The organism is Ereboglobus luteus, assembly GCF_003096195.1.
Classification (GTDB): domain Bacteria; phylum Verrucomicrobiota; class Verrucomicrobiia; order Opitutales; family Opitutaceae; genus Ereboglobus; species Ereboglobus luteus.
The window spans coordinates 20,263-34,954 of sequence record NZ_CP023004.1 but is presented as its reverse complement, the minus strand read 5'-3'; the positions used below and the strand labels follow the sequence as shown (position 1 = coordinate 34,954).

At 61.5% G+C, this 14,692-nt stretch carries 12 protein-coding genes; 9 read left to right on the top strand and 3 right to left on the bottom strand.

What is annotated here, in order from left to right; translation table 11 throughout:
* Nucleotides 1–26: 26 nt before the first annotated feature.
* From lpdA to CKA38_RS00145, 3 genes are read left to right on the top strand one after another with little or no spacing between them, the layout of a single operon-like run.
* Nucleotides 27–1,424, top strand: a complete 1,398-nt coding sequence (gene lpdA, locus CKA38_RS00155; RefSeq protein WP_108823689.1) for a dihydrolipoyl dehydrogenase — start codon at nucleotides 27–29, stop codon at nucleotides 1,422–1,424.
* 39 nt (nucleotides 1,425–1,463) lie between these two features.
* A complete protein-coding gene (locus CKA38_RS00150; protein WP_108823688.1) occupies nucleotides 1,464–2,405 on the top strand; it encodes a TerC family protein in 942 nt (313 codons plus the stop codon).
* A 6-nt stretch (nucleotides 2,406–2,411) separates the two neighbouring features.
* Nucleotides 2,412–2,954 (top strand): adenine phosphoribosyltransferase, encoded by a 543-nt coding sequence (locus tag CKA38_RS00145; protein WP_108823687.1) that lies wholly within the window; start codon nucleotides 2,412–2,414, stop codon nucleotides 2,952–2,954.
* Between the two features lie 207 nt (nucleotides 2,955–3,161).
* Here CKA38_RS00145 and CKA38_RS00140 read toward each other — a convergent pair whose 3' ends face one another.
* From CKA38_RS00140 to CKA38_RS00130, 3 genes are all read right to left on the bottom strand, one after another.
* The gene (locus CKA38_RS00140; protein WP_108823686.1) at nucleotides 3,162–3,509 is read right to left on the bottom strand and encodes a CBM20 domain-containing protein; all 348 of its coding nucleotides are present in this window, start codon (nucleotides 3,507–3,509) and stop codon (nucleotides 3,162–3,164) included.
* Nucleotides 3,502–4,785 carry a hypothetical protein gene (locus CKA38_RS00135; RefSeq protein WP_152032583.1) on the bottom strand — a complete coding sequence of 428 codons (1,284 nt, stop codon included), beginning with the start codon at nucleotides 4,783–4,785 and terminating at the stop codon, nucleotides 3,502–3,504. The genes CKA38_RS00140 and CKA38_RS00135 overlap by 8 nt, the downstream gene beginning before the upstream one ends.
* A gap of 101 nt (nucleotides 4,786–4,886) precedes the next feature.
* On the bottom strand, nucleotides 4,887–6,017 hold the full coding sequence (locus tag CKA38_RS00130) for a sialidase family protein (protein WP_161554639.1): 1,131 nt from the start codon (nucleotides 6,015–6,017) through the stop codon (nucleotides 4,887–4,889).
* Between the two features lie 145 nt (nucleotides 6,018–6,162).
* Between CKA38_RS00130 and CKA38_RS00125 the strand changes: the two genes are divergently transcribed.
* The 6 genes from CKA38_RS00125 (at nucleotide 6,163) to CKA38_RS00100 (ending at nucleotide 14,650) form a co-directional block, all read left to right on the top strand.
* Nucleotides 6,163–6,804: an MBL fold metallo-hydrolase gene (locus tag CKA38_RS00125; RefSeq protein WP_236919071.1), complete on the top strand. Its 642-nt coding sequence runs from the start codon at nucleotides 6,163–6,165 to the stop codon at nucleotides 6,802–6,804.
* 7 nt (nucleotides 6,805–6,811) lie between these two features.
* Nucleotides 6,812–7,993 (top strand): bifunctional diaminohydroxyphosphoribosylaminopyrimidine deaminase/5-amino-6-(5-phosphoribosylamino)uracil reductase RibD, encoded by a 1,182-nt coding sequence (ribD, locus tag CKA38_RS00120; RefSeq protein ID WP_202863933.1) that lies wholly within the window; start codon nucleotides 6,812–6,814, stop codon nucleotides 7,991–7,993.
* Complete coding sequence (gene rdgB / locus CKA38_RS00115; protein WP_108823683.1) at nucleotides 7,968–8,597, top strand: RdgB/HAM1 family non-canonical purine NTP pyrophosphatase; 630 nt, start codon at nucleotides 7,968–7,970, stop codon at nucleotides 8,595–8,597. Before ribD ends, rdgB begins: the two co-directional genes overlap by 26 nt.
* 12 nt (nucleotides 8,598–8,609) lie before the next feature.
* Nucleotides 8,610–9,569, top strand: a complete 960-nt coding sequence (gene cysK, locus CKA38_RS00110; RefSeq protein WP_108823682.1) for a cysteine synthase A — start codon at nucleotides 8,610–8,612, stop codon at nucleotides 9,567–9,569.
* Between the two features lie 106 nt (nucleotides 9,570–9,675).
* Nucleotides 9,676–12,189: a glycoside hydrolase family 3 N-terminal domain-containing protein gene (locus CKA38_RS00105; protein WP_108823681.1), complete on the top strand. Its 2,514-nt coding sequence runs from the start codon at nucleotides 9,676–9,678 to the stop codon at nucleotides 12,187–12,189.
* Nucleotides 12,190–12,481: 292 nt separating this feature from the next.
* Nucleotides 12,482–14,650 (top strand): glycoside hydrolase family 88/105 protein, encoded by a 2,169-nt coding sequence (locus CKA38_RS00100; protein ID WP_161554638.1) that lies wholly within the window; start codon nucleotides 12,482–12,484, stop codon nucleotides 14,648–14,650.
* The last annotated feature ends 42 nt before the right edge of the window (nucleotides 14,651–14,692 follow it).

The following is a 14,692-nucleotide window of genomic DNA, read 5'->3' as shown; positions in this document are numbered from 1 at the left end:
AATCAACAAAGACTTCCCTCCTCAACATGGCTGAAATCCAAGAATATGATCTGATTGTCATCGGCGGCGGCCCGGCGGGCTACGCGGGCGCGATTCGCGCAGGGCAACTCGGAAAAAAAGTGGCGTGCATCGAAATGGAGCGCGCCGGCGGCACATGCTTGAACTGGGGGTGCATCCCGACGAAGGCGCTGCTCAAGAGCGCGGAGCTTTACCAGAAGATGAAGCACGCCGACATCTACGGGCTGAGCGTGAAGGAAGTGACGTTTGATTTTGCTAAGGTGATCGAGCGCTCGCGCGGCGTCTCGAACCAGATGGCCAAGGGCGTCGAGTTTTTGCTCAAGAAAAACAAGGTCGATTATTTCATTGGCCGCGCGGTTGTGAACGCGCCGGGCATGGTTTCGATCACGGAGGGCGAGCATAACGGTAAATTTTTCAAAACGAAAAACATCCTCGTCGCCACGGGCTGCAAGATGCGCCGCATCCCCGGGCTCGAATACGACGGCGCGCGCGTGATGACCTCGCGCGAGGCGCTAGCCGGCAAGACGCTGCCCAAGTCGGTGATCATTGTCGGCGCGGGCGCGATCGGCGTTGAATTCGCGTATTTCTACAACGCGCTCGGCTCGAAGGTGACGCTCGTTGAAATGCTGCCGCAGATTTTGCCGGTCGAGGACGATGAAATTTCAAGAACGCTCAGTCGCGCGCTCGTGAAGCAGGGCATCGACATCCACACGGACACCAAGTGCGAAAACTTCCGCACCGGCAAGGGCGGCGTGAAAGTGGACCTCGTGCAAGGCGACAAAAAGACCGAGGTCGAGGCCGAGGTGCTGCTTTCCGCGATTGGCGTGGTGGCAAACATCGACCATGTGTTCGCGTCGAACCTCAAGCCGGAGATCGATCGCAATTACCTGAAGGTCGGCGACGACTACGAGACCAGCATCAAGGGCATTTACGGCGCGGGCGACATCATCGGCCCGCCGTGGCTTGCGCACGTGGCTACGTTCGAGGCGGTGAGTGCGGTGAACGGAATGTTCGGCCACGGCACGCCGAAGCGCGTGAAAGTTTTCCCCGGTTGCACGTATTGCCAGCCGCAAGTGGCGAGCACGGGGCTCACTGAAAAAGCGGCGAAGGCGGAGGGGCTCGACATCAAGGTCGGCAAGTTCCCGTTCACCGCGTCGGGCAAGGCGGTTGCGTCCGCCGAGAGCGAGGGTTTTGTCAAGGTGATCAGCGACGCGAAGACGGGCGAAATTTACGGCGCGCACATCATCGGCTCGGAGGCGACGGAGCTGATCGCCGAATACGGCCTCGCCGTCGAGATGGAGGCCACCGTCGATGAAATTCACCAGACGATCCACGCGCACCCGACATTGAGCGAGGCGGTGATGGAAGCCGCCGCCGCGACACTGGGCGAGGCGATTCACATCTGAGACGCGCGCGTTTTTTTGCCGCATTAAAAAACGACTACGATGGACGAATATCCGTTATGGGCCTGGCTGGGGTTTGGCATTTTTATCTCTGCGATGCTGGCGCTCGACCTGGGCGTGTTTAATCGCAAGGCGCATGTGGTTTCCGTGAAGGAAGCCGTCACATGGTGCATTGTCTGGTTTTCGCTGGCGATGGGATTCAACGCCTTTGTGTGGCATGAGCACGGCTCGCAGGCGGCGGCGCAATGGTTCGCAAGCTACCTGGTCGAGCTCGGCCTGAGCGTGGACAATGTGTTCGTGTTCATCGTGGTGTTTTCGTTTTTCAAGGTGCGCGCGGAGTATCAGCACCGTGTGCTGTTCTGGGGCATCGTCGGCGCGGCGGTGATGCGCGCGGTGTTCATCCTGGTCGGGGTAAAACTCATCGAGCATTTCGAATGGATTCTGATGATATTCGGCGCGTTTTTGATTTTCACGGGCATCAAGCTGGCGCTTCCAAAAAAAGACGAGCATGTGCATCCCGAGAAAAACATCGTGGTGCGGTTGTTTCGGAAATTCTTTCCGGTGGCTCCCGATTATCACGAGGGGCGTTTTTTCACGAAGATTGACGGACGCAAGGTGGCGACCCCCCTGTTCATCGTGTTGCTGGTGATCGAGACGACGGACTTGGTGTTCGCGCTCGACTCGATTCCCGCGGTGCTCGGGATCACGAAAGTGCCGTTCATCGCGTTTACCTCGAATATTTTTGCGATACTCGGATTGCGCTCGATGTATTTTGCGTTGAGCGGCGTGATGGGCATGTTCCGGTTCCTGGGCCTCGGGCTGGCTGTGATCCTCGTGTTCATCGGCATGAAAATGATCGTCGGATATATATTAAACTACCACGTGAGCATCGGATTGTCGCTTGGCGTGATCGGCGGCACGCTGGCTCTTTCGGTGATCGCCTCGCTGCTGTTTCCGGGAAAAAAGAAAACGGAGTCGCAATGATTCGCCATGTGCTCGCCCGATTACTTCAAAAAGATTTTCCGCACCGTGCGCGACTGGCCCAAGCCGGGCATTAACTTTCGCGACATCACAACGCTGTTTCACGACCCGGTCGCGTTTTCGAGGGCGATCGATGTGTTTGCGGAGGAGAGTGACAAGCGGCCGTTCGACATTGTCGCGGCGGTGGACGCGCGCGGGTTCACGATTGGCGGCGCGCTGGCATACCGCTTGCGAAAGCCGTTCGTGCTCGTGCGCAAAAAGGGCAAGCTGCCGTTCAAGACGATCTCGGAAAGTTACCAGCTCGAATACGGAACGGCGGCGGTGGAAATCCATGTGGACGCGTGCAAGCCGGGTGATCGCGTGCTGATTGTTGACGACTTGATTGCGACGGGCGGGACATTGCTTGCCGCGGCGAAACTGTTTCAGCAACTCGGCGGTGAAGTTGTCGGCGTGGCGGCGTTGATCGACCTTGTCGAACTGGGCGGCTCGAAAAAACTGCGCGACGCCGGGCTCAACGTATTCACGCTTTGCGAGTTCACCGAGAGCGAGTAGGGGCGGGCGCCTGAAAAAGTGGAACCCAATAGCTTACTCAGAATGAGAATACCCCTGTTTTGCGCAGGAGAACCGACCGCTTTTACTTAAGCGCATTTTCTGGTAGGGCGAACCCTCCGGGTGAGCCGGGGATATTTCGGCTCACCCGGAGGGTTCGCCCTACCAAAAGGCTTTATTTCTCGTGATGATTTTAAACCGAAAAAAGCTTTAGAAATTGGCGGTGACTTCGTGCTGGTGGCCGGGTTCGAGTTTGGGCGCGCCGATGCGGGTGCATTCGACGGAGTCGTTTTTGTATAGCTTGAACGAAACGGGCGCGACGGCGTCGTTTGTTTCCCATCGCCACTTGCCGATCGAGATAAACTGGAGCGGCACGCCTTTGTTCCAGCTCAGGCCGGGGCCGTCGCCGCGAATGTAGAGTTTGTTTCCGATTCCGATGTAGGCGGTCACAATGAGCCGGGTGACGCCGTCGGCCGACATTGCGGAGCTGAAGCCTCCGTCCTCGGGTTCCCCCTGGGAATACTCGTCGGAGGGAGGCGGCAAATCGAGATCAAGCATGGGTTCCTCGTCGCGCGGCGGTTTCGGTTTGGGCGCGGCGCGTTTGCGCGGAGGCGGCGGGGGGCGGGCTCGGGTTTGGGTATGTCGTCCTCGTTCGATTGCGGTTTGTCCGGGGGCGGAGCCTCGGGTTGGGGCTCGACTGGCGGCGGCGGAGGTGGTGGTGGCGCGGGGGATTGCGGGCTTTCGGTTTTGTTGGCGTGCGAAGCGTCGGGTGCTTCGTCCCCGGGTGTTTTTGGCGCGTCAGGTTTGGGCGAAGTGTTCGGAGTTTTTTCGGGCTTGGTTTTTTCCTGGAGGCGCGGGGTTGATGGAGGATGCGCGATGTTTTTCTTGAATGGAGGGGCGCTCGTGGCGGCGGGTGTGTCGTCCGTGTTTGACGCAACGCTGTCGTCCGCCTTTGGCGTGTTTTTGGGCTGCACTTGGATGTGCGCGGGGGAGTCGGCGACGGGGGTGGCGGCGATGTTTTTTCGGGGGCCGGAGTCGTGGGCGCCGGTTGCGTTTGCGCGGCGGACAGTTTGCCGGACAGGTCCTTGAGTTTGTTTTCGAGCGCGGTGATTTCGCCGGTAAAACGGGCGAGCATTTCCTTGTTGCGGCGCTCGATGGATTCGTCGACGGCCTGTCCGAGTTTCTCGCGCGCGGTGTCGAGCGCGGCGGCGATTTGGGAGGGGAGGGCTTTGATGGCGGCATCGAGCGCGCCGGAGAGTTGCCCGAGTTTGCGCGCGGTTTCGTCGGATTGGGTTTGGGCGGTTGTTTCGCGGGAGAGGATTTCGTTGGAGAATTTTTTGACGGCCTCGAGGGCGTTTTCGAGCCGTTCGGTTTCGGAGGCGCGCAGGGTGTTGACCTCCTGCTCAAGCGCCTCGATTTCGGCGGAGGAGATTTCGTTGAGCTGGGTTTTCACGTCGCCGATTTTTTCCTGGAGTCGCGCGGGCAGGGCGTCGGCATGCTTGAGCATTTTTGCGCTGTTTTCCGCGATGTCGCGCAGGCTGGTTGTGAGGATGCTGATTTGGTTGGCGGCGGCTGCGGCGGCTTGCGTGAGGGCTACAATTTGGTCCTGGCGCTCGTCGAGGAGCTTGTCGCGCTGGCGTGTGTGGTTGAGCACGACGGGCAGGCAGGCGAGCACGGCGCCAAGGCAGACGCACAGCGTGATCGTTATGAGTGAGGCCGGCGGAATCGGTGAGGGCGATTCGAGGGCGACCATGATCGCCAGGACGAGCAGCACGATGTCGGCGATGATAAAGGGCAGTGGATTCAGTTTGGGTGCCTCTTGGGGAATTTTCATTGGCGTGACGTTTGGCTTTGGTTTTGCGCGTTCACATTGTTCTGGGAGGGCGGGGCTTTTCTCAAGGTCAAATATGCGCGGCGGGCCCGCGGGCTGGCGGCTCACTCCCGGGAGCGCGTGATGCGCGCGGTGGCAATCCAGATGCCGTTGTCCCGCGGAAGGCCGCTGATGCTGGCGACTGCGACGAGCGTGTCGTCGTCAACCTGGCAGAGAGAATTCCAGAGCGCGGCGGCGTTTTCCGGCAAGTCGGGGAAGGGCGTGCTTTTGTTCGCGAAGTTTTTCGCGGAGTCATCGCCGACATAAACGTGAAGGTTGGCGAATTTGTGCGCCTCGTTGCGGCGGTTTTCGGTGGATTGGACGGAGAGCACGGTTTCGCCTGTGCTCAACTGGATGAGGTAGGGCGCGCCGGCGTAGGTTGCGGCGGGCAGCCGGCAGTCCCGGCGAAGCGCGTGCCAGCGCCGGGGGCTTTGCCCGCCAACAACGCCGTCCAAATTTCCGTCGGGGGTGAAGCTGATGATGGCCGGCTTGAATGCGCCGTCGATGCCGTTGTCCTCGATGGCGACGACGAGCCCCTTGTTGTTTTTCAGCAGCACGGGAACGGGCATGCCGTCGCGTTTGCCCTCGCGGTGGATGGCCGTGACGGGTTTGAGCCATGTGGCGCCGTTGTCGCGGGAGCGGAGGACGGCGATGGTTTGGTCGCCCGCGGGCGTGGTGGATTCGTCGGCATACCACACTTGCAATTCCCCGGAGGGAAGCTGGATCGGGCAGGGCTCCCAGCAACCGGTGCGCCAAGTGTTGCCGGCGGCATGGAGATCGCGCGCGCCGCCCCACGTCCGCCCGCCGTCGCTGGAAAAGGCGGCCATGATTTTATACGGCAGGTGTCCATCCTTGCGCGCCGGGCGGGCGTTCCATGTGTAGTAGAGTCTTCCGTCGGCGAGTTCGCACATCTCGGCGTTGGCATACCGGTAGCCGGATTCCTTCGCGGGCGAGGCGACGCGGACGGCGGGATCCCAGGCGCCTGCCCTGGTGTTTTTCTTTTTTATATAAACCGAATCGCCGCTCGAAAAGACCAGGGCGATTTCACCGGTGGAAAGTTTCTTCATTCGCGCGTAGCCGCCGCGTGTCACGAATTCATTGGCCCCGGTGTTCCACTCGAGCGTGACGGAGGCTGCGGGGATGAGCGGCGCCGCAAGACAAAGGGCGCAAACAAGGCAGAGGCGGAATGTTTTCATAAGGCATCGACTGGCGCGCGCGGAAACCATCCCGGATTCGTGCGCCAAAAGCGGCCGACAGTCAATTCCGCCCGGCGGCGCGGTTGATTGCGCGCGCATTTTTCCATTGATCGACACGGGGTGCACGGTGTGCAGTCTTCGGGATATGGCTATCAATGTTCATATGATTCCCGCGGGGCTGATTCAGACGAACGCCTATTTGCTCACGGCGCCGGAGCTCGGCGAGGCGGTGCTCATCGACGCGCCGGGCGATGTGTGGTGGGATGTCGAGGCGGTGTTGCAGCAGGAGAAGTGCAAGCTCGCCGAGCTTTGGCTCACGCACGGGCATTGGGACCACATGCAGGGCGGGGCGGATGTGGCGCGCCGCACGGGCGCGAAGGTGCGCGCGCATCGCGACGACCAAATGCTGATCGAGACGCCCGAGGTGATGACGCAGTTCATGGGCGAGGATCTCGGGCTTGAGCCGGTTCGCGTGGACATGTGGGTGGGGCAGGGCGACACGTTTTCCGCGCTGGGCGAGGAGGTCGAGGTGCGCCATGTGCCGGGGCATTGCCCGGGCAATGTGCTGTTTTATTTTGCAAAGGAAAAAAAGGCGTTTGTCGGCGACGCGCTTTTTGCGGGCAGCATCGGCCGCACGGATTTGCCCGGCGGCAGCATGCGGCAGCTTGAGCAATCGATCCGCTCGCAAATCTACACGCTGCCCGACGACACCGCGGTGTTTCCGGGGCATGGTCCCGGGACGACGGTCGGGCGCGAAAAACTGACGAACCCCTATGTGCGCGGATAAAATGACCATGAACAAAGACGACCACTCCTCCTCCGACCGGCACGAACACTTTATGCGGCGCGCGCTCGTGCTCGCGCGCAAGGCGTGGGGGCAAACGCATCCCAACCCGATGGTCGGCGCGCTCATCGTCGAGGACGGCGAAATCGTGGCCGAGGGATTTCATGCGAGCGACGGCATGCCGCACGCGGAGCGCGTGGCGTTGAATGCGCTGGGACGCAAACCCAAGCCGGGGGCGACGCTTTATGTGACGCTTGAGCCGTGCTCGACGCACGGGCGCACGGGCGCGTGCTGCGACGCGATCCGCGAGGCGGGAATCGCGCGCGTGGTCGTGGGCGCGACCGATCCCAACCCGGTGCACGCCGGGCGCGGTTTCGGTGTGTTGCGCGAAGCGGGCGTCGAGGTGATTTCGGGCGTGCTCGACGGCGAGTGCGAGGACCTGAACTTGATTTTCAACCACTCGATCCGCACGGACGGCGAGCCGTTGATCGCGGCAAAATCCGCCATGACGCTCGACGGCAAAATCGCGACGCGCTCGATGGAGTCGAAATGGATCACCGGGCCGGTCGCACGCGAAAACGTGATGCGCTGGCGGCGGCTGTTTCCGTCGATCGCGGTCGGCGCGGGCACCGTGATCGCGGACAATCCGCGGCTGACCTCGCGCATCGAGGGCGAGCCGGAGTGGTGCCCGTGGCGCGTCGTGTTCGACGGTTTGCTGCGCACGGTCATGACGCAAAACATGCCCTCGCTTTACACCGACGAATTTCGCGACCGCACGATTGTCGTGACGACGCAGCACGGCGGGCTCGGTTATGTGCGCAAGCTGCGCGACCTGGGCGTGCGCGTGTGGTGCATGGACTCGCCGACGCAGCGCAGCTCGCTGGGCATGTTTCGCAAGCGTTGCGCCGAGGAAAAAATAACGGGGGTTTACCTGGAGGGCGGCGCGCAGCTGGTGAGCGAATTTTTGCAGGAGCGGCAGATTGATTATCTCTTCACTTACACCGCGCCGATGTTGCTTGCCGACGACAAGGGGCGCTCCGCCTACTCGGGTTTGCGCACGGAGCATTTGACGCAGGCGGTGCGCATGGCCGATGTCCGGCATGAATCGCTGGGCGGCGATTTCCTGATGCGCGGGCGCGTGGTGTATCCCGAAAAACTCAATGTCGATGAAACTGTATTTCGCCTCAGGTAACGCGCACAAGACGCGGGAGTTTCAAGCGCTCGTCGACGCGGGCGAGCTGCGCGGCGCGGTCGAGATCGTTTCGGCGCGCGCGGTTGGCGGCATGCCGCGCGTGGAGGAGGACACGGGCGCGTTCATTGGCAACGCGCGAAAAAAGGCGCGGGCGTTGCGTGAAAAATTGCAGGCGATTTCCCCGGATGCCGGCGCCTGGGTGCTTGCCGACGACAGCGGGTTGTGCGTCGACGCGCTTGGCGGCGCGCCGGGCGTGGAGTCGGCCTATTATGCGGGACCGCAGGGCGACAGCGCGGCGAACCTGGCGAAACTCGCGCGCGAAATGCGCGGCGTGCCGGACGAAAAACGCGGCGCGTATTTTGTCTGCGTGCTGTTTTTGATCGGGCCGGACGGCGTGGAGCATGTGTTCGAGGGGCGTTGCCCGGGGAGGCTGGTTCGCGAGCCGCGCGAGGGCGGCGGTTTTGGTTACGATCCGCTTTTTGCGCCGGAGGGTTTTTCGCGGACTTTTTCGGAGCTGGGCGACGCCGAAAAAAACAAACTCAGCCATCGCGCGCGCGCGTGGATTGAGATGGCGCGCTTCCTGAATACCGTCAAGGATCGCTGACGCATCATCACAATGGAAAAAACGAATCCAGTGTTTCCCGACATCGTGGCCGCCACGGGCCGCACTCCGCTCGTGAAACTCAACCGCATCGCGCAAGGGTTGGAGGCGAATGTTTTCCTTAAAATCGAATTCATGAATCCGCTTGCGAGCGTGAAGGATCGCATCGCGCGCGCGATGATCGAGGCCGCCGAGGCGCAGGGCAAGGTCGGCCAGGGCTCGGTGATCATCGAGCCGACATCCGGCAGCATGGGCGTTGCGCTGGCGCTCGTGTGCGCGCAACGCGGCTACAAGCTCATGCTGACGATGCCCGAGTCGACGCCGACGGAGCGGCGGGTGTTGTTGCGCATGCTGGGCGCGGAAGTCGTGCTGACGCCGGGCGCCGGGGGAATGCCGGGCGCGATTCGCCGCGCGGGCGAGTTGCTGGCGGAGCACGACTCAAGGGCGTTTATGCCGCGGCAGTTTGAAAACCCGGCGAATCCCGAGGCGCACCGGCGGACGACGGCGCGGGAAATTTGGGATGCGCTCGGCGGCGGGGTCGATGCGTTTGTCGCCGGCGTGGGCACGGGCGGCACGATCACGGGCGTGTCGGAGACGATCAAGGCGATGCGTCCGGCGATGCGCGCGTTTGCGGTCGAGCCCGCGGCGAGCGCGGTGCTTTCCGGCGGCGCGCCGGGGCATCATTTGATACAAGGGCTTGGTTGCGGATTCGTTCCGAAGAACTGCAACCTGTCCGTGATCGACGAGATAATCACGGTGGCCGACGAGGATGCGATTGAAACCGCGCGCAAGCTGGCCGTGCTTGATGGAATCTTCGGGGGGCTTTCGACCGGGGCGAACGTATGGGCCGCATTGCGGGTGGCCGCGCGAAAAGAGTTTGCCGGGAAAAACATCGTCACAATCGCCTGCAGCGGCGGCGAGCGATATCTGGACACGGAGCTGGCCGCGCAGGCGCGCCGCGAGGTGGTTGTGTAAGGGGCGGCGGGCGCGGTGAAAATTGGATGATTGCGCGCCGCATTCTTACGCTCCGATTGCGCGCCCGCTTGTTTCGACAAGCGATATCCCGTCCACTCGCGTTCGCATGACACCGACCACATTTCGCAACCTCGCACTCCCCGCGTTTCTCGCCGCCTTTCTCATTGCTCCCGCGGTTTGCTCCGCCGCCAAGGATGCCGGCATTTTCGTAAACGCAAAACCCGCCACGCACACCTCGCCCGACATTTATCGCGACGGCTGGATCGACCTTAACAAGAACGGAGTCAAGGATGCCTACGAGGATCCCGCGCTCCCGCATGAGCGACGAATTGAGGACCTTGTCGCGCGCATGACCCTTGAGGAAAAAACCGCGCAGATGGTCACTTGGTATGGTTACCCGCGCGTCGCCAAGGACGAGCTTCCCACGCCCGCCTGGGACACCGCGTTTTGGAAAGACGGCATTGGCAACATCGACGAGCACATGAACGGCAACACCGGCTGGACCAACTCCAACCCGACGCCCAAGCACGCGCTCCCCTGGTCGCTCCACGCCCGCGCCATCAACGAAGTCCAGCGCTGGTTCATTGAAAACACTCGTCTCGGTATTCCCGTCGATTTCACAAACGAGGGCATCCGCGGCCTCCTTCACTCCAAGGCCACCGCGTTCCCGCACGAGATTTCCGTCGGCGCCACCTGGAACACCTCGCTCGTCCGCGAAATGGGGCGCGTTGTCGGACGCGAGGCACGCGCGCTCGGCTACACCAACGTCTATTCGCCCGTCCTCGATGTCGCCCGCGATCCCCGCTGGGGCCGCATCGTCGAAAGTTTTTCCGAGGATCCGTTTCTCACCGGCGAGCTCGGCCTGCAACAAGTCCTCGGCATCCAGGAGCAAAACGTCGTCTCCACACTCAAGCATTTCGCCATTTACAGTATTCCGAAAGGCGGCCGCGACGGCCACGCCCGCACCGACCCGCAGGTCACCTGGCGCGAAGTTCAGACCATCTTCATGCCGCCCTTCAAACGCGCCATCAAGGACGGCGGCGCGCTCGGCGTCATGTCGTCCTACAACGACTACGACGGCATCCCCGTCCAGGCCAGCAAGCTCTTCCTCACCGAAATCCTCCGCGGCGAATACGGTTTTCGCGGTTATGTTGTTTCCGACAGCGGCGCGGTTGAGTTCATCCATGACAAACACCGCACCGCCGTCACTCCCGCCGACGCCATCCGCCAGTCCGTCGAGGCCGGCCTCAACATCCGCACCAACTTCACGCCTCCCGAAGCCTACGCCGAACCGCTCCGCCAGCTTGTGCGCGACGGCAAGCTCTCCATGGAAACAATCGACTCCCGCGTGCGCGACATTCTCCGCGTGAAATACTGGCTTGGCCTTTTCGACCGCCCCTACGTTGCCGCGCCCGATGCCGCCGAAAAAATCGTGCGCGCCTCCGCGCACATGGCGGTCGCCCGCCAGGCCGAGCGCGAAGGCATCGTCCTTCTCAAAAACGAAAACAACGTTCTCCCGCTCGACGCCAAAAAACTCAAGCGCGTGCTCGTCGCGGGTCCGCTCGCCGACGACAAGCATGGCTGGTGGTCGCGCTACGGCGCGCAACTGCTCGACTTCGTCACGCCGCTCGACGGCATCCGCGCCAAGCTCAGCAACGCGAATCCCGCCGTTGAAGTTCGCCACGCCAAGGGTGTTGACGTGAAGGATAAAAACTTTCCCGAAAGCGATGTTTACAAGGATGCTCCCGACGCCGAGGTGCGGGCCGGAATCGACGCCGCCGTGGCCGCCGCCAAGGATGTTGATATCATCATCGCCGCGCTCGGCGAAACCGACGACCTTTGCCGCGAATCCGCCAGCCGCATCAGCCTGAACCTTCCCGGTTATCAGGAGGAACTGCTCAAGGCGCTCCACGCCACCGGCAAGCCCGTCATTCTCGTTCTTAGCAACGGACGCCCCCTTTCGGTCAACTGGGCGGCGAAACACATTCCCGCCATCGTCGAAATGTGGCTGCCCGGCGAGGAGGGCGGCGGCGCAATTGCCGACGTGCTCTTTGGCGATTACAATCCCGCCGGACGCCTTCCCGTCACCTTCCCGAAAAGCGCCGGCCAGATTCAAATGAATTTTCCCGCGCATCCCGGCTCGCAAGATCGTGACTACGGCCAGGTTTCCGGCGTGCTCTGGCCCTTCGGTCACGGCCTCAGCTACACGACCTTCACTTACTCGAACTTAAAAATCACGCCCGCGGAGCAAGGCCCGCAAGGCCGCGTCGAGGTTTCGTGCGAGGTTGCCAACTCGGGCTCCCGCGCGGGCGATGAAGTGGTGCAACTCTACGTGCGCGACGATTACAGCAGCGTCGTTACCTTTGAGAAAGTTTTGCGCGGATTTGAGCGCGTCAACCTGGCCCCCGGCGAAACCAAGACCATCCATTTCACGCTCAAACCCGAGCATCTCGCGCTATACGACAAACTCCACCAATGGACGGTCGAGCCGGGGCATTTCACGGTGATGGTCGGCGCGTCCTCGGAGGATATTCGCCTGCGCGGCGGCTTCGACATCATCGACGGAGTCTCCGCGCGCGAAAGGCCCGCCAACGTCAAGGAAAGCGTCGATCCGCGATGATTTCGCGCGCAAGGCCGCAAGCTCGCCAAGCGCTTGCGGCCATGCCAGCGCGCCCGTTCGCCGGATGCCCGGGTCGCATGAAACTTTTCGCCCGTTGGTTCATATATTCGCCTATTTCGGACGGCGTTTTGAATTCATGCACGGTTCGCTTCTTACAGCTTCTTACGGTCAGATGTGCGCCGCCTTGAGCCGAACCGCGCAAACGGCCTTGTTCTCGCTTAATTGCGGTCACCCTGTAACGTAACATTTAACCACACATTTTATGGGATTCTATTTCGAGGACTTTCAAAGCATGCATGCCCACGAGGGCATGAACATTGAAAAGACATTGGAAGCCGTTGCCCGGAGATACATCGGGCAAAATCCGGCGCATCCGTTCACTTATCGCGCGTTCAGCAGGGCGGGCATTTTGCGGGGCAAGGACTATCGCTACGAAGCCGATTTCAACAAAAATTTTCCCAACGCAAAACTCGGCCAGTATGTGTATGCGTGGGCAAAAATCTGGGCCGACGCGGACAGCGCGATCAAGTTCGACATCGACTGCCACAGCCCCGTGCTCATCTACGTGAACGGCGCGCAGATTTTCCGCTCCGACATTTTTCAGGAGCGCTATTTCAACAAGCGCACGCCGCTCGAAATCGGCCTCAAGGCCGGCTGGAACCACTTTGTCGTGCGCGTGCGCAAAACACTCGGCGGCTTCGGCGCGGTTTACGGCACGTGGCTCGGCAAGCTGCCCTATTATTTTCTCGTTCCCGATCCTGCCCGCGAAGGGCAGGAGGGCTGGATTTTCACGGAGCCGCGCGACACCGAGCTCGAGGTTATTCCCGGCGCGCCCGGCGCGCTCACACCCGACGCGTTGCCTGAAAAGTTGAAATGGCTGCCGTCTGTCGCATGGGATTCCAAACAGCGCGCGCTCGGCCAAATGACGCGCCTCTTTGGCAAAACCAAAAACACCGCCGCGATCGGCTGGACGCGCGCGCAATTCCTCCTGCCCGGCAATGCCGCCTACACGCTCAAGGGCCGGGCGCGCTCGAAAATTTCCGTCACGATCAATGGCGAGGTTGTTTACGCCACCGGCAAGGCCGGTCCGGTCAACGCCAGGGTGAGCGTGCCCTTCGGCATTCACGACATCATCGTGCGCGCCGAATGCACCGGCGGTGATTGGGGCTACGAACTCGCGCTCTCGCAGGCGACGGGCAAAAACGAACCACTCGTGCTTCTCAATCCGGCCAACATGACCGGCACCGGGGCGAAGTGGCTCTACCTCGGCCCGATTCCCGCCGACGCGGAACTCGACCTCGACACGCTCACCGACCTCAACAAGCTGCACGATTCCGCAACCGGCGGGCGCATTTACTGGCGTGTTGACGAACCGGACACATGGGTGCGCCCCTACAACGACAACGCGCTTTACGGCAAATGGAACTACCCGCTCGGCGTCACGCTTTACGGGCTTCTGCACGCCGGCGCGGCGATACACTCCGAGGATACGCGCCGTTATGTCGTGAACCATTTCCAGTCCTGCTGCGACACATACGACTACGCCATGTGGGATCGCGAGCAATACGGCGGCGCGACCAACGTCCATCATTTGCTCACCTCGCTCGATTCGCTGGACGATTGCGGCTCGGCGGGCTCGGCAATGCTCGAGGTTGCGAAATACTACGAGCTGCGCGGCAGCAGGAAAATTGCCGATGTCGTGGCCGATCACATCAGCAACAAGCAAGTTCGCCTGCCCGACGGCACCTTCTTCCGCAAAAACCTCATGCACACCTTCCATGAGGACACCATGTGGGCCGACGACCTTTACATGAGCGTGCCGTTCCTCGTGCGTTATTACCAGCTCACGAATGAGCGGAAATACATCGACGACGCGGCGCGCCAGTTCATCGGGTTCAAAAAGCACCTCTACATCCCGCGCCTGCGCCTCATGTCGCACGTCTATGATTTTATGCGCGGCAAGGCGACCGGCATTCCCTGGGGGCGCGGCAACGGCTGGGTGCTTTTCTCGCTTTCCGAGCTGCTCGCCGTGCTGCCCGAGAAGCACAAGCTGCGTCCGCAACTGCTCGACTTTTTCCGCGAATTCAGCGCGGGCATCCTTGCGCAGCAGGACGCCGCGGGCATGTTCCACCAGGTTGTCAATGAGCACGATTCCTATCCCGAAACCTCGTGCACGGCGATGTTCATGTATGGATTTTCGCGCGGCGTGCGGAATGGCTGGTATAAGGATCCCGCGCCCTACATCCGCGCCGCATACAGGGCGTGGGAGGCGATCAACAAAAACTCGATCGACAAATTCGGCAATGTGCACGGTGTCTGCCGGGGCTCGGAATTCTCGTTCCAGTCGGAGTATTACAAACGCGATCTCCTCTGGAACCTGAACGACACGCACGGCATCGGCATCGTCCTCCTCGCCGGCATCGAGCTCTGCAAACTGCGCGATTTTTTGCAGGAAGGGTAGGGCGTTTTTTGCGCCATCCACCACTCCCTTGATTCCGCGGAT